This is a genomic window from Streptomyces sp. NPDC090077 (assembly GCF_044747545.1).
GTDB lineage: Bacteria > Actinomycetota > Actinomycetes > Streptomycetales > Streptomycetaceae > Streptomyces.
Map to the genome: position 1 here is coordinate 487,325 of NZ_JBIVEG010000001.1, position 20,702 is coordinate 508,026.

Here is a 20,702-nt window from a genome sequence, read left to right on the forward strand (position 1 = left end):
GGAGGAGTCCCGGCAGTCCGCCCGCCCGCGGCCCCGGCACTGCTCCGAACGGGCGACGGCGGGCTACCGGGTGCGCAGCACGCAGTCCCCGCAGAGTCCGCCGCCGGGCACCCGGTAGTACAGGCAGCAGCTCCGCCGTACGAAGGCCACGCCCAGGCCCGGTTCGTGGACGAAGGAGCCGGTGCCCGCCAGCGGCCCGTCGTCGGCGAGGAGGCTCCCCGCCAGCTCCACCGCCGCGGCGCCCTCCGCGTCCGGGACCCGGTCGAGGAGCACGCGCAGGGCGCCGACCAGCCCGGAGGCCGCGTTGCCGCGCAGCACCTTCGCGGAGACCCCGTGGTGCTCGCGCAGGGCGGCCTCCAGCGGGCCCAGGGCGCCGAGGACGCTCTCCCCGAGGGCCCCGGCGGGCAGGTCCGCGTCCGGTTCGGGCAGCCAGAGCTCCAGCGAGCCCGCGGCGGGCAGCCGCCACCACACCCGGCCGGGGTCCAGGTCGGGCAGCCGCCCGGACAGGGCGGCGCAGCCGAGGCCCACCGACCAGAGCCGGGAGGCGATCCCGAACTGGGCGGTGGAGGCCGCGACCCGCCCCGGTCCGCTGCGGGTCCGGCGGCCCACCTCCGCGACGTAGGCGCCCAGCCGCTCCCCGGAGAGCTCCGTGAGCGGCCGGAAGCCCGGCGCGGGCGGTTCGGCTCCGCCGGGGACGGAGAAGAAGGGCCCGACGGCGGCCAGCCGGCGCAGTACGCGGTCCATGTCCATCCCCGGATGATCTCAGGCGGGTCCGTCGGCGCGGCCGGCGAGCCAGCCGAGCATCGCGGGGGTGGCGTCGAAGTGGCCGCCGTGCCCGGCGTCGGCCTGCAGCCGCAGGGCCGCGCCGGGGATGCGCGCGGCCAGCCACTCGCCGTGGGCCGGCGGGACGAGGGTGTCCAGGCCGCCGTGCCAGAGCCGCACCGGCACCGTGACGGCCGCCGGGTCGAAGCCCCACCCGGTGCCGAACAGCGCCACGACGTCGTCCACCCAGCCGTCCAGCCCCGGACGGACCGCCTCGGCGAAGGCGGCGCCCAGCATGGCGCTGACGTCCGGGCGGGAGAGGACCTCCTGTTCGACCGCCGGCAGCGGCGGCAGGCCGGCCGTGCCGACGTTCGCGAGGTGCTCCATGACGGCGGCCCGCCCGGTGAGGGCGGCGGCCGCGCTGCGGCGGTTCCCCTCGTTCATGCCGGCGGTCCACTCCAGCCCGGCCGCGTCCCGCGGCGCGAGGGCGGCCAGGGATCCCACCCGGGTGACCCGGCCGGGGAGCGCGGCGGCGGCCGCCAGGGCGTGCGGGCCGCCCCCGGACACCCCGAACACCGCGAAGCGGTCCAGGCCGAGCGCGTCGGCGACGGCAGCCACGTCGGCGGCCGCGTCGACGACCCGGCGCCCCTCCTGCGGGGTGGAGCATCCGAATCCGGGCCGGTCGTAGGTGACCAGCCGGACGCCGAGCTCGCGGAACAGGGAGTCGTCGGGGTGGCGGGCCAGTCGGCTCATCGGGCTGCCGTGCAGGTAGAGCACCGGTGTCCCGTCCGGCACCCCCCACTCCTCGACCGCCAGCGTCCGACCACTGTCCAAGATCACTTCGCGCATGGCGGCCAAGCTAGCCCCGCCGGGCCGGGCTCGGTAAGGGCATTTCGTCGAAGGCGGAACCGCGTCGAAGGCGGAACCGCGTCGAAGGCGGAACCGCGTCGAGGGCGGAACCGCTTCCGAGCCGGAACCGCGTCCAAGACGGAACGGCGTCCAGGACGGGAGGCGACATCGAGGGCGAAGGTCACGGCGAGTGACCCGGGCGGCGGCCTCCGGCTGGCCCGGGACGGGGCGGGGCGCCAGCATCGTGTCAATGACCCCTTCGACCCCTCCGGAACAGCGGCTCACGCCCTCCGCGCGGCACCCGCCGGACCCGGGTGGCGCAACCGGGACCCGAGCGCGGGCCGCCCGCCTTTGGAAACTCCTCCGACGACCATTCGTTCGATTTCCGGGCGGCGGCCCGGAACGGCCGCCCCGGCCGCCGGGTCCGCCTGCGGGTCACGTTCCCCACTCAGCGCGGGCCACTCGAATCATCGCAGGTCAGAGGCCATGAATCGGCCGCCGGCCGCAGCCCGCGGCGGCGCCGGGAACCCCGGGACCGACCGGTCGGACGGGCATCCGCCGACCGGCGGAACGACCTCCGCGGCCCGCCGACCGGAGCCATCGGAAAACGATGCCGCGCCATTGCCAAATTGGGGGTTCATGAGAGGACTTTAAGGAGCTACATTGAGCCACTCGCGTTCACCTGACAGCCCGTTGCCTTTCACTCGCGTTTTGCGCGGGGGGTGACGTCAGGAGCGCACACTGTGCAACCACCCCACCGCCCAGAAGGACCGAAGGCTCCGTGCCCGTACCCGTACTCCTCGCCGGCCGCTCCGTGCGGCTCGAGCCCCTCGCCCCCCACCACACCGAGGCCCTGGCCGTGGCCGGGGCCGAGGATCGTACGACTTACGCCTTCACTCCCGTACCGCACGGGTTGCAGGCGTCCCACGAGTACATCGACCGCGCCCTCTCCGATCAGGCAGCGGGTCGATCGCTTGCGTTCGCCGTCGTCAGAGCCACTGACGGCCGGGTGGTCGGTTCGACCCGGTTCCTGGAACTCGACTACTGGCAGGGTCCGCTGGTGTGGCCCGCCGTCCCCGGGGTCCCCTTCGGTGATCCGGCGACCGCCATCCCCGATGCCGCCGAGATCGGGAACACCTGGCTGTCCCCGGGCGCCCAGGGCACCGGCATCAACACCGAGGCGAAGCTGCTCATGCTGCGCCACGCCTTCGAGACCTGGGGCGTGCGGCGGATCTCACTGCGGGCCGACGCCCGCAACGGCCGCTCACGGGCCGCGATGGAACGTCTCGGCTTCACCTGCGAAGGGGTCCGCCGGGCCCATTCGCGGGGGCTGGACGGGGCGGTGCGCAGCACGGCCTTCTACTCCGTCCTCGACGAGGAGTGGCCCACCGTCCGCTCGATCATCGAGCTGCGGCTCTCCAGCGCGGCCCCGCGCCGCCGCAGGCGCCGGACGCTGATTCCGGCGTAACGGTCCTGCTGCGCCCCGGCCCGGCCGTCGCCACGGCCCCCGCCCCCGTCCCTCCCCGGTGCCTCAGCCGAGGAAGGCCGGGGCGAGGGCCGAGTCCGCCAGCCGGGCCGGGGCCCCGCTCCCGTCGGCGGGCAGGGTGTACAGATCGGCTCCGAAGTCGCCCGGCAGGGAGTAGACGAGGGTCCGGTCGTCACGCCACACCACCTGGTCGTCCACGCTGCGCTCCTCGGCGAGCGGCGTCTCCCGCATCGAGGCCAGGTCCAGCACGTGGAGCCGCCACGGCGCCTCGGCGGGCAGGCCGGGCACCCGCTTCTTGAACACCAGCCGCGTCCCGTCGGGGGACAGCGAGGGGCACTCCAGGTTCTCCCGGAGCGTGGTGACCGTGCGCGCGGCCAGGTCGCCGCGGACCAGGTAGGTCCTGCCGCCGGTGGCGAGGGTCGCGTAGAAGGCCTTCTCGTCGGCGGTGAAGGTCACCCCCCAGAAGTTCACGTCGGCGTTGCGGTACTCCTTGCCGTCCTTCAGGACCGTGAAGTCCTCCAGGGAGGCGTCGAGCCTCCCCGTGCGCAGGTCGAGCAGCGAGGTGCGGGTGGAGAAGTCCGTGCCGGCGTAGGAATCCCCGCCGACGAAGACGGTCCATGCGGCGAGGTGTCCGCCGGGCGAGACCCGGGCGCGGGTGGGGATCCCGGCGAGCGGGTGCGCCGACACCTCCCCGAGGCCGGCGTCGAGGACGACGGCCCGGTAGCTCTCCTGCACCCCGCCCCGGTCGGCCTGGAGGCAGATCCCCGTGCCGGCCGCGGCGTGGAAGCGCAGGCAGCTGACGCCGGAGGCGGTACGGGGACCCCCGGGTGCGTCGGCCGGGACGGTGGCGAGCTCGTCACGGTGCGGGCCCCAGGCCATGTTCCGGAAGACCATCCGGCTGCCGCCGCCCGGGGCCAGCGAGACCTCGCCCCGGGTGACCTGCGGCCCGCCGGCACGCGCCTGGTCCTTCTCCGCGGCGCGCGAGGAGGCCCGCAGGACGGCGAACACCCCGACTCCGGCGAGCAGGACGACGGCGGTGGCCAGGATCAGGATCCGGCGGTGGAGGGTCATGGGGGCCTTTCGGGGAAGGGGGATCAGGCCCGTGGGGCGGCGGCGGGCCGCAGCCACAGGCAGGCCGTGAGGGCCGCGGCGAGCAGGACGGCGGCCGCGGCGAGGGCGGGCCGGGCGCCCCAGAGGGTCCAGGCGGCGCCGAAGCCGAGGGAGGCGGCGAACCGGGCGAGGGCCTGGCCGGTCTGGACGAGGGCGAGCCCGCTGCCGCGGTGTTCCTCGGGGACGGCTCCGGCGGCCTCGGCCATGAGCACGCCGTCGGTGGCCGCGTAGAAGCCGCCGTGCAGCAGCAGGACCGCGTACGGCAGGGCCGGGTGGTGCGCGCCGGTGAGGAGCAGGACGTACGCGGCGAGCAGCGCGAGGTGGCCGCCGAGGAAGACGGTGCGGCGGCCGGCCCGGTCGGCGAGCCGGCCCAGCGGCAGGGCCAGCAGGAAGAAGGCGGCGGCGGTGCCGAGCGGGAGGAGCGCGAACCAGCGGTCGGCGATCCCGGCGGCCCGTTGCAGCAGCAGGAAGACGAAGGCGTCGCTGACGGTGCACAGGCCCAGCAGGAGGGCGCAGAGGCCGGTCCTGCGCAGGTCGCGGCCGCGCAGCAGGCCGAAGGCGCCGCGCAGGGAGACCGGGGCGGCGTCCGCCGCGGGGGCGGCGCGGCGGCCGGGCACGAAGAGCACCAGCACCAGGACGCCGAGTGCGGCCACGCAGGCGCTGACGGTGAAGACGGCGTCGTAGCCCTCGGCGGCGCCGCGCAGGATCAGGAAGGCGAGGACCGGCCCGATCAGTGCTCCTGCGGTGTCCATGGCGCGGTGGACTCCGAAGGCCCGGCCGCGTTCGGCGGGGTCGGCGGCCAGGGAGATCAGCGCGTCGCGGGGGGCGGTGCGCAGTCCCTTGCCGGTGCGGTCGAGGGCGAGGACGGCGCCGATGGCGGGCAGGGTGTGGGCGAGCAGCAGCAGCGGCTTGCACAGGGCGGAGAGGCCGTAGCCGAGCCCGGCGAGGGCCTTGTGGCGGCCGAAGCGGTCGCCGAGGTGGCCCCCGGTGAGCCGGACCAGGGCGCTGACGCCGTTGTAGAGGCCGTCGAGCAGGCCGAAGCCGAGGGGGCTGAGCCCGAGGCCGGCGACGAGGTAGAGCGGGAGCACGGCCGTGACCATCTCGGAGGAGACGTCGGTGATCAGGGAGACCGTGCCGAGGGCGAGCACCGTGGGGGCGAGGGCGGCGCGCCGCCCCGGGCTGGTACCCGGGGCGGCGGCCGGTGGCTCGGGGGACACGGCGGGCGCGGGGGTACCGCGACTGTCCGCGACGTACATGGTCAGGAGGCCCAGATCCCCGTGATGTCCTTGGCGGTGGCGGCGTTCCCGGCGTGGGTGGTCAGCCCGGCCAGGCCCTCCAGGGTGCGCAGCACGTCGTAGTGGTTGTAGGTGGTGGTGGAGGTGGAGCCGGGGGTGACGGGCTGACCGTAGAGCACGGTCGGGATCTTGTTGCCGGCGAGCCGGTTGTCCTCGTCGAAGGTGACGACGAGCAGGCTGTTGTGGGTCTTGGCCCAGTCCGCGTAGGCCTTGAGCTTGTTCTTGAGCCAGGTGTCGCCGGTGCCGACGGAGCAGTCGTGCATGTCGTTGCACAGGTCGGGGACGACGAAGGACACCTTGGGCAGGGTGGTGAAGTCGGTGGGGAACTGGGCCATCGTCTTGGCCGTGCTGGTCGGCACGTTGGAGAAGGCGAACCAGGGGTTGTGCTTGCGGGCGTACTTGCCGCTGGAGCAGGTGGTGGAGCCCTGGCTCGGGAGGCCCTCGTTGTAGCTGGCCCAGCTCTTGCCGGCCGCCATCAGCTCGGAGGCGAGGTTGGGGGCGGAGCTGAAGCCGGGGGTGTAGCAGCTGTCGCCGGTGACGCCCTGGTTCGAGCCGGAGAACAGCTGGAGGTAGTTGGGCTGGCTGGGGTGGGTGATGCCGTAGGAGCTGGTGAGGTTGGCACCCCCGGCCTTGAGGGAGTTGATGTAGGGGGCGCTGGAGCTCCCGATGACCTGGTTGTAGGCGTGGTTCTCGAAGACCACGACGACGGTGTGGTCGGGGGCGGGCAGGCCGGCCGCGTGCGCGGGCTGGGCGGCGGCGAGGCCGGCCCACAGGCCGGCTCCGGCGACGGTGGCGCCGAAGGCGGCGGCGAGCGCGGTCTTGCGGCGAGGCCGTGAAATGGTCATGCCAAACACGGGGACATACCTCCGGGCGTGGGGAAGGTGCGGGGATCAGGGGCGGCGGCGCGGACGCACCATACCCACCGGCATGTGCATGGGCCAGGGATGCTTGGATAACGGGAAGGGAACACCGGGGGCACCGTGGGTGACGGGTAATGACCTCGTCCACGGAATCCCAAGAGAAGTAAAAATGAGGAACCCAGCAGCGCTTTCGCTCATCATTCGAACGGAAGCAGACCATCCCCAAACGGGGCAGCAACAGCCGGAGAGCCACCGCACATGTCGTACGAACCCGACGGCCATGACCAGCCGCCGTACCGGCCGCAAGGGCAGCAGCCCGGCCGTCAGCAAGGCCGACAGCAGGGCCCCCCGCCGTACGCGCCCCAGGGTGGCCGCCCCCAGCAGCCGCACGGCCGCGCCCCGCAGGGAGCCGGCCCCTACGGCGGCCCGCCGCAGCCGCCCCGGCCCCCGCAGGGCCAGGGCCCGTACCGCCCCGGCGGCCTCGACGAACCCACCCAGGCCCAGCCCCGCTACGAGCGCCCGGACTACGAGCCGCCCCGCTTCGAGCAGCAGCGCCCCGGCGGCCAGGGCTACCAGCCGGGTCCCGGGCAGCCCCCGTACGAGCAGCAGCAGTACGGCTACGCCGAGCCGCCCTACGGCGAGGAGCCGCGCCGCAAGTCCAAGGTGAAGCGCTGGATCATCGCGGGCGTCACGGTCCTGGCCCTCGGCGGCATCGCGGCGGGCACGATGGCCTACTTCGAGATACCCCCGTTCACCGACAAGGGCAAGGACGTCTCCTTCGGCGGGGGCGCCGACAACAAGGGCGGCGGCGCGGCCAAGCAGGCGCCGAACTCGAAGATGTCGATGCCCACCGGCCCGAAGACCGACTTCAAGAACACCTCGACGCTCAGCGACGGCACGCAGATCGGCGTCGCCACCATCACGGGCAAGAAGTCGGGCTTCACGGGCAAGGTCTGGGTGTGGGCGCCCAAGGAGTACAGCGACCCCAAGTTCGCCAAGAGCGGCTTCCCGGTCATGATCGCCCTGCCCGGCGGCCCCGGCTTCCCGGGCAACTACTGGATGGGCACCGACCTGGGCCTCCAGACGAGCATCAGCAAGTGGTACCACGAGGGCAAGGGCAAGCCCTTCATCCTCGCCATGCCGGTGCTGAACCCGGCACCGGACGACGGGGGCGTCTACTGGGACGGCTCCGACATCCCCGGCCAGCCCAAGATGGGCACCTGGCTGACCGAGGACGTCCCGGACCTGATGCGGGAGAACTTCCGCACCATCAAGTCCCGTGACGGCTGGGCCTTCATGGGCTCCTCCACGGGCGGCTTCGCCGGCCTGAAGGCCGTGCTGAAGCACCCGGACAAGTTCAAGGCCGTGATCGCCTCCGGCCCGGACGTCGTCCCGGACTCCTCGCTGTGGAAGGGCCACGACAAGGAGAAGGCCGAGAACAACCCGGAGCTCCTCGCCAAGCAGCTCATCGACAGGAAGGGCCCGGACGTCTACCTGGCCTTCCAGGTCGGCGACAACGAGAGCAACAAGAAGACGCTGCCGGACGTCCAGAAGTTCGTCCAGACGTACACCAAGGGCCCGATCCACACCAGCCTGAGGGTGATCCCCGGCGGCCAGCACAACGCCAAGACCTACGTCCCGAACATGGGCCTGGGGCCGATGGAGTTCATCAGCAAGGTCATGGAAGGACCAGTGGAGTAACAGCCTCCGCGCCCCGCACTGCCTCCGGCTCCGGCCCGTCGAAGAACTTCGGCGGGCCGTCGCCGTCCCAGGGCGCCCAGCCGGGGTCCCCGGTGACGGCGAAGCGGACCCAGGCCCCGTGCATCTCGTCGGCCAGCTCCTGCGGGGCGTCGGGCCCGGCCAGCCACGCGGACTCCGGCACCCCGAGGGTGTCGAAGACGAACCCCAGCTCCAGCGCGTGGCAGGCACCCAGGCCCGGTACGCCGCTGGGCCAGCGGAACTCGTACAGGTGGCTCGGGGCCGGCCGCGGGGCCCCGGCGATCCGGCGCAGCGGGTCGCGCAGCAGCCGGTCGGTGATCAGGTGCCCGGCGAGGTCGGACGGGGAGACCCCCGGCAGCGCGGCGCGCAGCGCCCGTACGGCCGCCCGGTCCTTGCCGCCGCGCAGCCGGCCCAGGGCCACGGCCGCCGGCCCGAGCCGGTCCAGCAGCCGCCCTCCGCCGGTCGGCGCGAGCCACAGCCGGTGCTCCTGGGCGGTCCAGCCCAGCAGCAGCGGCACCTTCGAGGAGGTGGCCGCCTCCAGCGGGTCGGCGGGCAGCGAGTCCGGGTCGGTGACCAGCCCGAAGGCGGGACCGCCGAGCACCGGGGAGGAGCGCCGCAGCACCGCCGCCTGGGCGGCGAGCAGCGCGGGCAGGCCCACCGCCGCGAAGGCGCCCGCGGTGGCGGGCACCCCGAGCTGCGCGGCCATCCGCCGCACCATGGTCCGCACCCCGTCGCGCGGCAGCGCCTCGGGGGCGCCGCTCTGCAGGACGGCCCGGGCGAAGAGGCCCTCGGCGCGGGGGGCGCCGAGCAGGGCTCCGACGCTGATGGCCCCGGCGGACTCGCCGAAGAGGGTGACCCGGTCGGGGTCGCCGCCGAAGGCCGCGATGTTGTCCCGCACCCATTCCAGGGCGGCGATCTGGTCGAGCAGGCCCCGGTTGGCGGGCGCGTCGGGGAACAGCCCGTAACCGAGGACGCCGAGGCGGAAGTTGACCGAGACGAACACGATCCCGTCGCGGGCGAACGCCGAGCCGTCGTAGACCGGGACGGCCGAGGAGCCCCGGGTGTGGGCGCCGCCGTGCAGCCACACCATGACGGGCAGGCCGGCCCCGGGTGCCGGGTCCGGGGTCCAGACGTTCAGGTTCAGGCAGTTCGCGCCGGGGACCTTCGGATCCGGCAGCAGCGCCGCGAAGGCCGGCGGGTAGGGCACCTTCGGCGCGGTGGGCCCGAACTCCCCGGCGTCCCGTACGCCGTCCCAGGCGGCCGGCGGCCGCGGAGCGTCGAACCGGCGGGCGCCGACGGGCGCGGCGGCGTAGGGGATCCCCCGGAAGACGGCGGTGCCGTCCCGCTCCCAGCGGCCCTCCACGACGCCGTGTCCGGTACCGGCCCGGGGCCGTCCGCCGCCCGCTGCGCTCATCCGTGCTCTCCTCACCGGTGTCCTCCGGGGCACCGTCGCACAGGCGTCCGGGGCCTGACAAGGCGGGACCCGCCCGCACGGAAAGGATCGCACCCGGCCGGGAGTGGCGCCCGTGCGGGCGGGAAGCGGCCGGGAACGGGCCGGGAAACGGTCACGCGGGTACGGACGCCCTCCGGCTCTGTCCGTTTCCGTGTCACCCGGAAGCCGATCGGGCCGTGACCACTCGGCGCCCGCAGCGTTGTACGCCATGTCACCAGCCGCAGGAATGCGGCGCCCCACATCTCATGAGGAGATCTTGATGTCGCGTATCGCGAAGGCATTCGCCATCACCGCTGTGGCGGGCACCGCCGTGGCCGCCGGTGCGGGTCTGGCTGTCGCCGATGCCGGAGCGCACGGTGCGGCGGTCGGCTCCCCCGGTGTCGGGTCCGGCAACGTGGTCCAGGTCCCGGTCCACGTCCCGGTCAACGTCTGCGGCAACACCATCAACGTGATCGCCCTGCTGAACCCGGCCTTCGGCAACACCTGCGTCAACGCCTCCGGTGGCGACAAGCACCACACCGAGGGCGGCAGCTACGGCGAGTGATCATCTCGCCCGCCTGACCGGCTGAAGGGCCCCCGCCGTACGGCGGGGGCCCTTTTCCGTGTCCGCGTTCCGCGTGCGGCCGCGGGGAGGGGCGGCCCCCGGGGCGGGGGCCGCCGGTCACTCGTAGCGGTAGACGCCCCGGTGTCCGAGCATCTCGCGCGGGGTGACGTCCCACGGGGGCATCGGCTCGTCGAGGGAGACGACCCGGCCGCGCTGGAGGTCGCCCAGCGCCAGGGGGGCCGCCGGCAGGTAGCCGGAGCCGGGGTGGCGCTGCTGCCAGCGGTCCCACAGCAGGTCCACGAAGGCGTGGTGCAGCCAGAAGGCGGGGTCGTTCGGGGAGGTGCCGCCCGTCATGTGGCCGCCGATCCACTGGTGGACCTTGTTGTGGTTGCGCCAGCGCTCGCTCCTGGGCGCGGCCCAGCCCTCCAGCTTGTTGCGGAAGCCGCCCTCGCGGGCGGTGGAGTCCCAGGGCGCGGAGTCGTAGAGCGGGTCGTCGAGGGCCCACTGGAGTTCGGCGGCGGTCGGCAGGGAGATCGGGTTCGCGGGGCGGCCGAGGTTGCGGGTGAGGAACGGGGCCTCGCTGACCCCGACGGTGACCGTCCAGTTGCCCCGCCGGTGGGCGAAGGGGCCGGTCATCACCTGGCGGTCGCCCTCGCGGCCGGTGCCGCCGAGGAAGTCCTCGGCCCAGAGGGAGGAGATGGGGCTGTTGTCGGTGGTCCAGTCCCAGTACGGGACGGAGACCTGCGGGTCGACGGCCCGCAGCCGCTGCTCGAACTCCAGCAGGTAGCGCCGGTGCCAGGGGAAGAAGGACGGGGACATGTGTCCGACGCGCAGCTTCCGCTCCCGGTCGGGCACGAAGTAGGTGCCGTGGGTGCGGACGAACTCGTCGTAGACGCCGCTGCGCTTGAGTTCCAGCACGGCGGCCGTGAACCGCTTCTTCTGGGCGCTGGTCAGGTTCTTCTGGTTCTGCCGGGTGTACAACGCGGGGCTCCTCCCGTTCCCGTCCGTCAGCCGTGGTGCGGTGCCGCGAAGGCCAGTTGGCTGGTGCCGAGTTCGTCGACGGCGGCGCGGGCGAGCTCCAGCGGGGTCGCGTAGGACTCGAAGTGGTTGACCCCGCTGAGGTAGCTCCCGTCGGCGCGGCGCATCACGTGCAGGGCCCGGCCGTCGATGCGCACCTGCGCGGAGGCCGGGTCGACGCTGATGTGGCGGCCGCGGTACGTCTCCTCGGCGAGCGGGGCCGGGGTGAGCGTCTGCCGGGGGCCCCGGGCGCGCAGTACGGGCGCCAGGGCGGCGGCCACGCCGCCCGCCACGGCCGCGCCGAAGGCCGTGCGCAGGACCGTGCGGCGGGTCGGTGGTGCGGCGGCTGCGGCGTGCATGCGGTCTCCCTCGCTCGGCGGTCGGTGGTTCGCCTGTCCAACGAGGAGCGCCCGTGCGAGGTCACCTGTCACCCGGTGGGACCGGGGTGCTCCGGGTGCTTGTAGAAGAGGGTGGTGGGGCGCAGGACGCCGGCCGGGTCGGTGGCGTAGTCGGGGATGGTGCCCGCCTCGGTCCAGCCGGCGGAGCGGTAGACGTGCTCGGCGCCGCTGCCGGTCTCGGTGTCGAGGAAGAGCAGGACGATCCCGGCCCGTGCGGCTTCCCGTTCGGCCTCGGCCAGCAGGGCGCGGGCGGTGCCGCGGCCCCGGGCGGCGGGGTGGACCATGAGCTTGCGCAGCTCGGCGCGGTGGCGGCCGTTGGGCTTGGACTCCCGGTACCAGCTGACGGTGCCCTCCAGGCGGCCGTCGGCGCCGCGGGCGGCCCAGAGCGCGAGGGCCCCCTCCTCGACCGCGGGCAGCAGCCCGTCCCACCAGGCGGCGGCGTCCGCGTGGTCCAGGCCGGTGAGGAAGCCGAGGGAGGCCCCGCCGTCGACGATGTCGACGAGCAGGGAGGCGAGTTCGCCGCGGTGGGCGGCGAGGGCGGGGGCGGTGAGCCGGGTGATCGTTGCCGTCATGCGGTGAGCATAGGAACCGGCCGGGGGCGGGGCGGGGGCGGGGTGGAACTCCCTGCGCCCCGCCCCGCCGGGCGGGTCAGGGTGCCGGGAGTTCTGCGAAGTCGGCCACCAGGCCCCGGTGGTGGCCCGCGGTGCCCAGGGCGAGGGAGTCGGCCTTGGCGCGCTTGAGGTAGAGGTGGGCGGGGTGTTCCCAGGTCATGCCGGTGCCGCCGTGGAGCTGGACGCACTCCTCGGCCGCGCGGACGGCGACGCCGGAGCAGTACGCCTGGGCGACGGCGACCGTGAGCGGGGCGTCCGGGGCGCCGGTGGCCAGGGCGTCGGCGGCGGCGCGGGCGGCCGCCCGGGCGGAGGCCACGTCCAGCCACAGCCGCGCGAGGCGGTGCTTGAGGGCCTGGAAGGAGCCGACGGGGCGGTTGAACTGGTGGCGTCCGCGCACGTGGGCGACGGTCTCGGTGAGGCACCAGTCGGCGAGCCCGAGCTGTTCCGAGGCCAGCAGTCCGGCTGCGGACAGCAGGGCTCCGGCGACGGCCGCCCGCGCGCCGGCGGGGTCGGCGAGACGGGTGCCGGCGGCCCGGTCGAGGGTGACGTCGGCGAGCGGCCGGGTCAGGTCCAGCGGGGTCCGGGGGGTCAGGACGGCGCGGTCCGCGGGGACGGCGTACAGCCCGGTGTCGGCCGGGACCAGCAGGACGTCGGCGGCCACCGCGTCGGCGACGGAGGTGACGGTGCCGCTGAGCACCCCGGCGCCGACGTCGTGGACCGGCGCCGGCAGGGGCGCGCCGGGGGCCAGGGTCAGCGGGAGGGCGGGGACGCAGATCAGCCGGCCGGCCGCGGCCTCGGCGACCAGGGCGGCGGCTTCGGCGTTGTCGGGGGCGACGGCGAGCAGGATCTCCGTCGCGAGGACGGAGGCCGTCAGGTACGGCACGGGTGCGACGGCCCGGCCCAGCTCCTCCAGGACGACGGCGGCCTCGCGGTGGCTCGCGCCCGCTCCCCCGAGCTTCTCGGGGACGAGCAGTCCGGCGGCGCCGATCCCGGCGGCGAGGGTGTGCCACAGCGCGGGGTCGTGGGGGCGGCCGGTCTCGGCCCGGGCGAGGACCCCTGCGGGGGCGCAGCGGTCGGCGAGCAGGGAGCGTACGGCCGCGCGCAGTTCCTCCTCGGCCGGCGAGTGGAGCAGGTCGTAGGGGGCGCCGGGGGCCGCCGGGCCGGGCTGCGGTGCCGGGGTGGACTGCGTCGTCATCGGGTGAGGTCCTTCCAGGCGGTGTCCTTGTCGTCGCGCGGTTCGGGGGGCAGGCCGAGGACGCGTTCGGCGACGATGTTGAGGAGGATCTCGCTGGTGCCGCCCTCGATGCTGTTGCCCTTGGCGCGCAGGTAGCGGTAGCCGGCGTCGCGTCCGGTGAAGTCGACGATCTCGGGGCGGCGCATGGTCCAGTCCTCGTACAGGAGGCCCTCCTCGCCGAGGAGTTCCACCTCCAGGCCGCTGATCTCCTGGTTGAGGCGGGCGAAGGTGAGCTTCATGCCGCTGCCCTCGGGGCCGGGCTGGCCGGCGGCGAGCTGCTGGCGCAGCCGTTCGGCGGTGAGGCGGGCCACCTCGGACTCCACCCACAGTTCCAGCAGCCGCTGGTGCAGGGCGTGGGTGCGCAGCCCGGGGCGTTCGCGCCAGGCGGCGGCGACGGGGGCGATCATGCCGCCCTCGCGCGGGATCCGCATGCCGCCGATGGACACGCGTTCGTTCATCAGGGTGGTGCGGGCGACGGCCCAGCCCTGGCCGACGGCGCCGAGGCGGTGGGTGTCGGGGATGCGGACGCCGGTCAGGAAGACCTCGTTGAACTCGGCCTCGCCGGTGATCTGGCGCAGCGGGCGGACCTCGACGCCGGGGGCGTGCATGTCGCACAGGAAGTAGGTGATGCCCTGGTGCTTGGGCAGGCCGGGATCGGTGCGGGCGAGGAGGATGGCCCAGCGGGCGGTGTGGGCGCTGGAGGTCCACACCTTCTGGCCGTCGACCACCCACTCCCCCGCCGCCTCGTCCAGGACGGCGCGGGTGCCGAGGGCGGCGAGGTCGGAGCCGGCCCCGGGTTCGCTGAAGAGCTGGCACCAGACCTCCTCCCCCAGCCAGAGGGGGCGCAGGAAGCGGGCCTTCTGCTCCTCGGTGCCGTAGGCGAGGATCGTGGGCGCGGCCATGCCGAGGCCGATGCCGATCCGGCGGGGGTCGTTGCCGGGGGCTCCGGCGGCCTCCAGTTCGGCGTCCACGACGGCCTGCAGGGTGCGGGGCGCGCCCAGTCCGCCGAGCCCCTCGGGGTAGTGGACCCAGGCGAGCCCGGCGTCGAAGCGGGCGCGCAGGAAGTCGGCGGGGGCGGTGGCGGCGGGCGGGTGGGCGACGAGCAGGGCCCGGGTGCGGGCGAGGAGGTCCTCGGCGTCGGCGGTCATCGGGCGGCTCCCCGGTCCTGCGACGGTACGACGACCAGCCGGCCGGTGGTGGTGCCGTCGGCGAGGCGCTGGACGGCGTCGGCGGCCCGGTCGAGCGGGACGCGTTCGCTGACCAGGGGTTTGATCGCGCCGTCGGCGGCGAGGCGGGTGAGTTCGGTGTGGCAGGCGAGGACTGCGGCGGGGTCCTTGGCCGCGTACAGGCCCCAGTGCAGGCCGAGGACCGCGTAGTTCTTGACCAGGGCGTGGTTGAGGGCGGGGGCGGGGATGGTGCCGCTGGCGAAGCCGACGACGACGATGCGGCCCTCGAAGGCCGTGCACTTGGCGGAGGCGGTGTAGGCATCGCCGCCGACGGGGTCGTAGACGACGTCGGCGCCGCGTCCGCCGGTGAACTCCTTGACGCGGGTGACGACGTCCTCGGCGGCCCGGTCGATGACGAGGTCGCAGCCGAGTTCCTCTGCGGTGCGGGTCTTGGCCTTGCCTCCGACGACCCCGATGACGGTGGCTCCGGCGGCCTTGCCGAGCTGGACGGCGGCGCTGCCGACCCCTCCGGCGGCGGCGTGCACCAGCAGGGTCTCGCCGCGCTGGAGGCGGGCCCTGCGGTGGAGGCCGAACCAGCCGGTCTGGTAGCCGATGTGGAGGGCGGCGGCCTCGGCGTCGTCGAGGGTGGCGGGGGCGGGCAGCAGGGCGCGGGCGGGGGCGGTGACGTACTCGGCGAAGCCGCCGTGGGGCAGGCTCGGGTTGGCGATGACGCGCCGGCCGTCCTCGGTCAGGCCGCAGACCTCGACGCCCGGGGTGAAGGGCAGGGGCGGGCGGATCTGGTACTGGCCGCGGACGAGGAGCGCGTCGGGGAAGTTGACGTTCGCCGCGAGCACCCGGAGTTTCACCTCGCCCTCGCCGGGCACCGGTTCGGGGACCTCTTCGAGGCGCATGGCCTCCAGGGGTTCGCCGGTCGTGTGTACTCGCCATGCCTGCATCCGGGGCCTCCAGCCGCCGTCGAGGGACCACGCTCGGCGGCATACTAAGCGGTCGCTTGCCCCCTTGGGAACCCTCGTCCGGGCCATCCGGAAATCGGACGAACGAACCAAGGATGAACAGCAGTACCTGGAGATAACATCAACAGGCCGCTTGCACAGGGCATATGACGCACCAGGGGATTCCGCGCGCCCGGAAGCGACCGCTCCGGGCGCGCGTCCGCGCCCTGCGCACACACCACAGGGGGAACCGAACGATGAACAGCACACGCACGCGCAGGGCCGGCTCGGCGGCCGCCGCCGCCCTCGTCCTCGCCGGGATCGTCACCGCCGCCGGTCCGGCCGCGGCCGCGCCCGCCTGCACGCCCCGCATCCAGGTCCTCGGCTCGATCGGGACCGGCGGCTACCACGTGGGCAACGAGCAGACCGAGGGCGTCCTCGCCCTCGGCACGGGCACCCTGTCCGTCGGCGTCTCCGGCGGCAAGCCCGTCTACTGGACCGGTACCCGGCTCCGCAAGGTCCCGCTCTCCGACGCGAACCTGTCGGGCGCGGTGCTCGCCGTGAACAAGAGCGGCCTGATGGTGGGCGTCGTGCACGGGGCCGACGACTACCTCTTCACCTACCGGGCGGGCGACGCCGCGGTCACCCGGCTGCCGGGGAGCGACTGGCTGTCCGACGACGCCGACGTCAACGACGCCGGCTACGTCGTCTCGCGCACCCGGCCGGGCACGGGCGCCGTGTGGAAGGACGGCCTGAAGGTCCGCGACCTGGCCGTGCCCTCGGACGCGGCGCCCGGCACCCGGATCGAGCTGGTCTCCGGCATCAACAACAAGGGTGACGTCATCGGCATGGCGCGCGAGGACTACGAGGTCCCCGAGACCGGCCAGCGCCTGGAGGGCAGCTACCCCGTCCTGTGGCCCGCCGACGGCGGACCGGCCAAGGCCCTGCCCCGCACCTCCCACGACAGCTGGGTGCAGGACATCGACGAGAGCGGCCGCGTCGTCGGCTACGACTGGTACGGCATGGGCTACCAGTACCGTCCGGTGACCTGGACCCCGCCGTACTCCGGGCCGGTCGGCGCCCCCGACGCGCTGAAGACCCACCCGTACGGCACCTTCGAGGCCGTCAGCCCGACGACCGGCGTCTCCGTCGGCACCGCCAAGTTCCACCCGGACATCCAGACCCTCCCCGACCAGGCGCAGCTGTGGACGGGCACCGGGCCGGTGCTCGCCCTGCCCCGGCTCGCCGCGAACCAGGCCAGCGCCGCCTCGTCGGCCGCCGACGACGGCCGGGTCGGCGGGGCAGCGGTCAACGCGGGCGGCACGCTGAAGCCGGTGATCTGGACCTGCGCGACGAAGCAGGCGTACCTGCCGAAGTAGCGGCCGGAGGGGCGGCCGGACCGGCGGCCGCCGTCACGGGCATGGCCATCTGCGCGCCGGCGCGCTATCGATGCCCCATGACGGACGAGATCAGGCGCGGTCTGCCCGCGCCGCCCCCGCTCGGCGCCGCCGCCCTGCCCCCCGGCACGTACGCGGGGCAGGTGGTCCTCGTGACCGGCGGCGGCACCGGGCTGGGCAAGGCCATCGCCGCCGAGTTCGCCCGGCTCGGCGCGGACCTGCTGATCGCGGGGCGGCGCGCCGCAAAGCTGGAGGCGGCGCGCGGGGAACTGGCGGCCGTACCCGGCGCGGGCCGGGTGGCGGCCGCCGTCTGCGACATCCGGGACCCCGAGCGGGTCGCGGACGCCTTCGACGCCGCCGCGGCGGCGCTGGGGCCGCCGGACGTGCTGGTCAACAACGCCGCGGCGAACTTCCCCAGCCCCGCCGAGGACCTGTCGCCGGGCGCCTGGCGGGCGGTGGTCGACACCACCCTGACCGGAACCTGGTTCATGACCCGCGAGTTCGGCCGGCGCCACCTCGCCGCCGGCACCCCGGGGGCGATCGTCAGCGTCGGCGCCTCGTACGCCTGGACCGGCGGCCCGGGCTTCGTCCACAGCGCCGCCGCCAAGGCCGGGGTGAAGAACCTGGTGGAGACCCTCGCCGTGGAGTGGGGCCCGTACGGCATCCGCGTCAACGGGCTGGTACCCGGGCTGTTCCCGCACGCCGACATGACCGAGGACATCCGGGGCGGGCTGGAGCGCGCCGCCCCGGACTCCAAGGACGCCCGCCAGCCGGCCCTGCGGGTGGGTGCCCCGCGCGAACTGGGCTGGGCCGCCACCTTCCTGGCCTCGCCCTACGCCCGCTTCGTCACCGGCCACACCCTGGTGGTCGACGGGGCGAACTGGCAGCGCCGGGCCCTGGTCCAGCCGGAGGTGGTACCGGTGCGCGAGCAGCTGGGGCGCGGGCCGTTCCACCCGTGAGCGGCGCGTCCCGAGGCGTTGTCAGTGGGGTGCGGCACCATCGGGATCATGAAGACCGACGACTGGGAACCCTTCCTCCGCACCTGGAGCGCCGAGCGGGAGACGGCCATGCGCACCGAGGCGCCCGAGCAGCCGCCCCTGGGCTGGCTGGGCTTCGACCCCGCCCCGCCGGAGCGGATAGCCGCGCTCGAAGCCCGGCTGGGGGTCCCGCTGCCGCCTTCGTACCGCTCCTTCCTGGAGGTCACCGACGGCTGGCGGTGGGCCGGGGAGTTCGTCGAACTGCTGGCGCCGGCGGCGGAGGTGGGGCTGCTGCGGGAGCTGACGGAACACCTGTACGAGATGCTGACCGAGTGGGAGGCGGAGGACCTCGCCGACGAGGACCAGGACGACGGCGAGGACGACGATCTCGGCGAGGAGGAGGACGGGGACTCCGGCGACGACGAGGACGAGGACGAGGAGCCGTACGAGTCGGCGCGGTGGAGCCGGGCGGTGCAGATCTCCCTGGAGGGGGACCAGACCTGGCTGGTGCTCGACCCCGGTGACGTCAACGCCGACGGCGAGTGGGCGGCGTACCGGTACTCCAGCTGGAGCGGCATCGGGCCGGAGCGGCACGAGTCCTTCGCCGACCTGATGTACGCGGAGTTCCAGGGCTTCCACGCCCTGCGCAAGCCCGACGGCGAGACCCACCGGGGCCTGGCCGCCCGGGTGGAGCGGGCCCGGGAGGACCTGCTGGCCGGACGGGCCGCCGAGGCGGAGCGGGAGCTGGAGGAGGCGCGGGAGTTCGGGTACGGGCCGGCGGCGGTGTACCTGTTCCAGCTCCGGGCCCTGCGCGGGGAGCACCACATGCTGCCCGACGCCCGCTCCGAGCTGGCGCCGGAGGATCCGCTGCTGCGGCATGTCGTGCTGCCGGTGCTCGCGGTGGCCGCCGAGGAGGACACGCGGCCGTTCCCGCCCGAGGACCCGGAGCTCGACGGCTACCGGCGGCGCTATCGGGAGGGCGTGCACCGGGCCTGGCAGGACGGGGCCCTGGACCGGGCGCGGGAGCTCGCGCGGCGGGGGGATCCCGAGGAGGCCTGGCGGGTGCTGGCCGAGGAGGCACTGCCCCGGTGGCGCCCGGTCTCCGACGGCCACGTGCTGCCGGCCGAGCTGACGGCGGACCCCTTGCTGCGGCCGCTGCTCACGGCGGAGCGGGTGGACCGGATCCTGTCCACCCCCCGCCCGGGGACGGCGGTGGTCAGGCTCCCCTGAAGTGCGGGGGCCTGCGGGCGGCCTTGGCTCCGTAGCCCTCCGCGACGTCCTCGGAGGTGAGGGTGAGGGCCGCCGTCATGGCGACCCGGTCCAGGGCGGCGGGCAGGGCGGCGTCGGCGTAGGCGTCGACCGAGCGCTTGATGCCCTGGACGGCCAGCGGGGCGTTTGCCGCGATCTCGGCGGCCAGGGCGCGGGCCTCGGCGTCCAGTCCGGCCCGGGGGACGACCAGTTGGACGAGGCCCAGGCGCTCGGCGGTCGCGGCGTCGATGCTGCGGCCGGTGAGGGCGAGGAACTTGGCCCAGCCCGCGCCGGCCTCCCGGGCGATGCGCAGGTCGCCGCCGGCGTCCACGGCCACGCCCAGCCGGGCCTCGGGCAGGGCGAAGACGGCGTCGTCGGCGGCGATCCGGATGTCGGCCATCAGGGCCAGTTCGAAGCCGAAGCCCAGGCAGTGGCCCTGGACGGCGGCGACGACCGGCTGCGGCAGGCGGGCGAGGACCGAGAAGCGCTCGTGGACCCAGCGGATGCCCTCGTAGTAGTTCCGGTTCCGCTCGGCGGCGGAGGCGCCCGTGATGGCGCCGCCGGGGGCGGTCACGTCGATGCCCGCGCAGAAGGCCCGGCCCTGTGCGCGCAGCAGGACCGCGCGCACCTGCGGGTCGAAGCGGATCCGGTCGGCCAGCAGGCCCAGCTGGCGGGTGGACTCCCAGCTCCAGCCGTTGAGCTTGTCCGGGCGGCAGAGGGTGAGGAGCGCGATGCCGTCCTCGACGTCCAGCCGGATGCGCTCCGCGCCCTCGCCGACCTCCGTGCCGACCGTGTCGATCACCGTTTACCGCACCCCCGGAATGACTGACGGAGCGTCAGCTTAGGGGGGTCCGGTCAGCGGGGGAAGACCTCGAACGGCACGGCCGGGCGTCCGCCGAAGCGGGCCGCCGCCTGCTGGACGTTGCCGGTCAGGAAGTTCCGTACGTACTCCTCGGGATCCTGGTCGGTCAGCGCGGAGATGTACGCCTTGTGTTCCAGCAGGGACCGGATCGCGCGCTCCAGGCCGGGGCCGGCGTCGACGGCGTGGGTGGGGGTGGTGGTGTTGGCCACCGCCACCCAGCGCACCCCGTCCCACGGCTCCAGGCCCTGCTCGGAGACGAGCTCGGGGAAGATCCACCGGTTGCCCGCGTCGGCGGCGGCGTCCAGCACGGCCCGGCCGACGGCCTTGTGGTCGGGGGTGTTCCAGTACCCGCCGCCGCCCACCCCGCCCCAGGTGTCACGGTGGTTGAGGGTGATCACCAGCTCGGGGCGGTGCCGCCGGATGGCCGCCGCGATGTCCCGGCGCAGCCCGAGCCCGTACTCGACGACCCCGTCACGGTGGTCGAGGAACTCCACGGTGGAGACCCCGACGACCGCCGCGCTCGCCCGCTGCTCGGCCTCGCGCAGCGGGCCGCACTCGTCGGGGGCGACCCCGTCGATGCCCGCCTCGCCGCGCGTGGCGAGGAGGTAGGCGACCTCGCGGCCGCCGTCCGTCCACTCGGCGATGGCGGCGGCGCAGCCGTACTCCAGGTCGTCGGGGTGCGCGACGACCGCGAGGGCGCGCTGCCAGTCGGCGGGCATGGACTGCAAGGGCGGCTGCTGCTCAGCGTGTTCGGTCATACG

General features: G+C 74.7%; 20 protein-coding genes. 6 read left to right on the forward strand and 14 right to left on the reverse strand.

Going from position 1 to position 20,702, the window contains the following annotated elements; genetic code table 11:
• Window positions 1-63: 63 nt before the first annotated feature.
• Window positions 64-750, reverse strand: coding sequence for a (2Fe-2S)-binding protein (locus ACIPW5_RS02110; RefSeq protein ID WP_401239047.1), 687 nt, complete (start codon window positions 748-750; stop codon window positions 64-66).
• A 12-nt stretch (window positions 751-762) separates the two neighbouring features.
• On the reverse strand, window positions 763-1,611 hold the full coding sequence (locus ACIPW5_RS02115) for an alpha/beta fold hydrolase (RefSeq protein ID WP_401239050.1): 849 nt from the start codon (window positions 1,609-1,611) through the stop codon (window positions 763-765).
• Between the two features lie 781 nt (window positions 1,612-2,392).
• Between ACIPW5_RS02115 and ACIPW5_RS02120 the strand changes: the two genes are divergently transcribed.
• On the forward strand, window positions 2,393-3,079 hold the full coding sequence (locus ACIPW5_RS02120; RefSeq protein WP_401239052.1) for a GNAT family N-acetyltransferase: 687 nt from the start codon (window positions 2,393-2,395) through the stop codon (window positions 3,077-3,079).
• Between the two features lie 63 nt (window positions 3,080-3,142).
• Here the strand turns inward: ACIPW5_RS02120 and ACIPW5_RS02125 are convergent, their stop codons facing one another.
• From ACIPW5_RS02125 to ACIPW5_RS02135, 3 genes are read right to left on the reverse strand one after another with little or no spacing between them, the layout of a single operon-like run.
• Window positions 3,143-4,168 (reverse strand): TolB family protein, encoded by a 1,026-nt coding sequence (locus ACIPW5_RS02125; RefSeq protein ID WP_401239054.1) that lies wholly within the window; start codon window positions 4,166-4,168, stop codon window positions 3,143-3,145.
• A 23-nt stretch (window positions 4,169-4,191) separates the two neighbouring features.
• Entirely contained in the window at window positions 4,192-5,463 is a 1,272-nt protein-coding gene (locus ACIPW5_RS02130; protein ID WP_401239057.1) for an MFS transporter, read from the reverse strand.
• Window positions 5,464-5,465: 2 nt separating this feature from the next.
• Entirely contained in the window at window positions 5,466-6,347 is an 882-nt protein-coding gene (locus tag ACIPW5_RS02135; RefSeq protein WP_401239060.1) for an alkaline phosphatase family protein, read from the reverse strand.
• A gap of 273 nt (window positions 6,348-6,620) precedes the next feature.
• Here ACIPW5_RS02135 and ACIPW5_RS02140 point away from each other — a divergent pair, with 273 nt between their 5' ends.
• Window positions 6,621-8,063, forward strand: coding sequence for an alpha/beta hydrolase (locus ACIPW5_RS02140; protein ID WP_401239063.1), 1,443 nt, complete (start codon window positions 6,621-6,623; stop codon window positions 8,061-8,063).
• Here the strand turns inward: ACIPW5_RS02140 and ACIPW5_RS02145 are convergent.
• Window positions 8,041-9,495 carry a carboxylesterase/lipase family protein gene (locus ACIPW5_RS02145; protein WP_401239066.1) on the reverse strand — a complete coding sequence of 485 codons (1,455 nt, stop codon included), beginning with the start codon at window positions 9,493-9,495 and terminating at the stop codon, window positions 8,041-8,043. The genes ACIPW5_RS02140 and ACIPW5_RS02145 overlap by 23 nt on opposite strands.
• Window positions 9,496-9,793: 298 nt before the next feature.
• Between ACIPW5_RS02145 and ACIPW5_RS02150 the strand changes: the two genes are divergently transcribed.
• Complete coding sequence (locus tag ACIPW5_RS02150; RefSeq protein ID WP_401239069.1) at window positions 9,794-10,078, forward strand: chaplin; 285 nt, start codon at window positions 9,794-9,796, stop codon at window positions 10,076-10,078.
• A 117-nt stretch (window positions 10,079-10,195) separates the two neighbouring features.
• Here ACIPW5_RS02150 and ACIPW5_RS02155 read toward each other — a convergent pair whose 3' ends face one another.
• From ACIPW5_RS02155 to ACIPW5_RS02180, 6 genes are all read right to left on the reverse strand, one after another.
• Complete coding sequence (locus ACIPW5_RS02155) at window positions 10,196-11,059, reverse strand: tyrosinase family protein (protein ID WP_401239072.1); 864 nt, start codon at window positions 11,057-11,059, stop codon at window positions 10,196-10,198.
• A 26-nt stretch (window positions 11,060-11,085) separates the two neighbouring features.
• Window positions 11,086-11,454 (reverse strand): tyrosinase family oxidase copper chaperone, encoded by a 369-nt coding sequence (locus ACIPW5_RS02160; protein WP_401239075.1) that lies wholly within the window; start codon window positions 11,452-11,454, stop codon window positions 11,086-11,088.
• 68 nt (window positions 11,455-11,522) lie between these two features.
• Entirely contained in the window at window positions 11,523-12,065 is a 543-nt protein-coding gene (locus ACIPW5_RS02165) for a GNAT family N-acetyltransferase (protein WP_401239078.1), read from the reverse strand.
• Window positions 12,066-12,141: 76 nt separating this feature from the next.
• A complete protein-coding gene (locus ACIPW5_RS02170) occupies window positions 12,142-13,299 on the reverse strand; it encodes an acyl-CoA dehydrogenase family protein (protein ID WP_401239081.1) in 1,158 nt (385 codons plus the stop codon).
• Complete coding sequence (locus ACIPW5_RS02175) at window positions 13,296-14,486, reverse strand: acyl-CoA dehydrogenase family protein (protein ID WP_401239083.1); 1,191 nt, start codon at window positions 14,484-14,486, stop codon at window positions 13,296-13,298. The genes ACIPW5_RS02170 and ACIPW5_RS02175 overlap by 4 nt, the downstream gene beginning before the upstream one ends.
• Window positions 14,483-15,460 (reverse strand): NADPH:quinone oxidoreductase family protein, encoded by a 978-nt coding sequence (locus ACIPW5_RS02180; RefSeq protein ID WP_401239086.1) that lies wholly within the window; start codon window positions 15,458-15,460, stop codon window positions 14,483-14,485. The genes ACIPW5_RS02175 and ACIPW5_RS02180 overlap by 4 nt, the downstream gene beginning before the upstream one ends.
• Before the next feature lie 254 nt (window positions 15,461-15,714).
• Here ACIPW5_RS02180 and ACIPW5_RS02185 point away from each other — a divergent pair, with 254 nt between their 5' ends.
• From ACIPW5_RS02185 to ACIPW5_RS02195, 3 genes are all read left to right on the forward strand, one after another.
• Entirely contained in the window at window positions 15,715-16,836 is a 1,122-nt protein-coding gene (locus ACIPW5_RS02185) for a hypothetical protein (RefSeq protein ID WP_401239088.1), read from the forward strand.
• A 77-nt stretch (window positions 16,837-16,913) separates the two neighbouring features.
• Entirely contained in the window at window positions 16,914-17,813 is a 900-nt protein-coding gene (locus ACIPW5_RS02190) for an SDR family oxidoreductase (RefSeq protein ID WP_401239091.1), read from the forward strand.
• A 48-nt stretch (window positions 17,814-17,861) separates the two neighbouring features.
• Entirely contained in the window at window positions 17,862-19,061 is a 1,200-nt protein-coding gene (locus ACIPW5_RS02195; protein ID WP_401239094.1) for an SMI1/KNR4 family protein, read from the forward strand.
• Here ACIPW5_RS02195 and ACIPW5_RS02200 read toward each other — a convergent pair.
• Both ACIPW5_RS02200 and ACIPW5_RS02205 read right to left on the reverse strand, forming a co-directional pair.
• The gene (locus ACIPW5_RS02200; protein ID WP_401239096.1) at window positions 19,048-19,881 is read right to left on the reverse strand and encodes an enoyl-CoA hydratase/isomerase family protein; all 834 of its coding nucleotides are present in this window, start codon (window positions 19,879-19,881) and stop codon (window positions 19,048-19,050) included. The genes ACIPW5_RS02195 and ACIPW5_RS02200 overlap by 14 nt on opposite strands.
• A gap of 53 nt (window positions 19,882-19,934) precedes the next feature.
• On the reverse strand, window positions 19,935-20,699 hold the full coding sequence (locus ACIPW5_RS02205; protein ID WP_401239099.1) for a PIG-L deacetylase family protein: 765 nt from the start codon (window positions 20,697-20,699) through the stop codon (window positions 19,935-19,937).
• Between the last annotated feature and the right edge of the window lie 3 nt (window positions 20,700-20,702).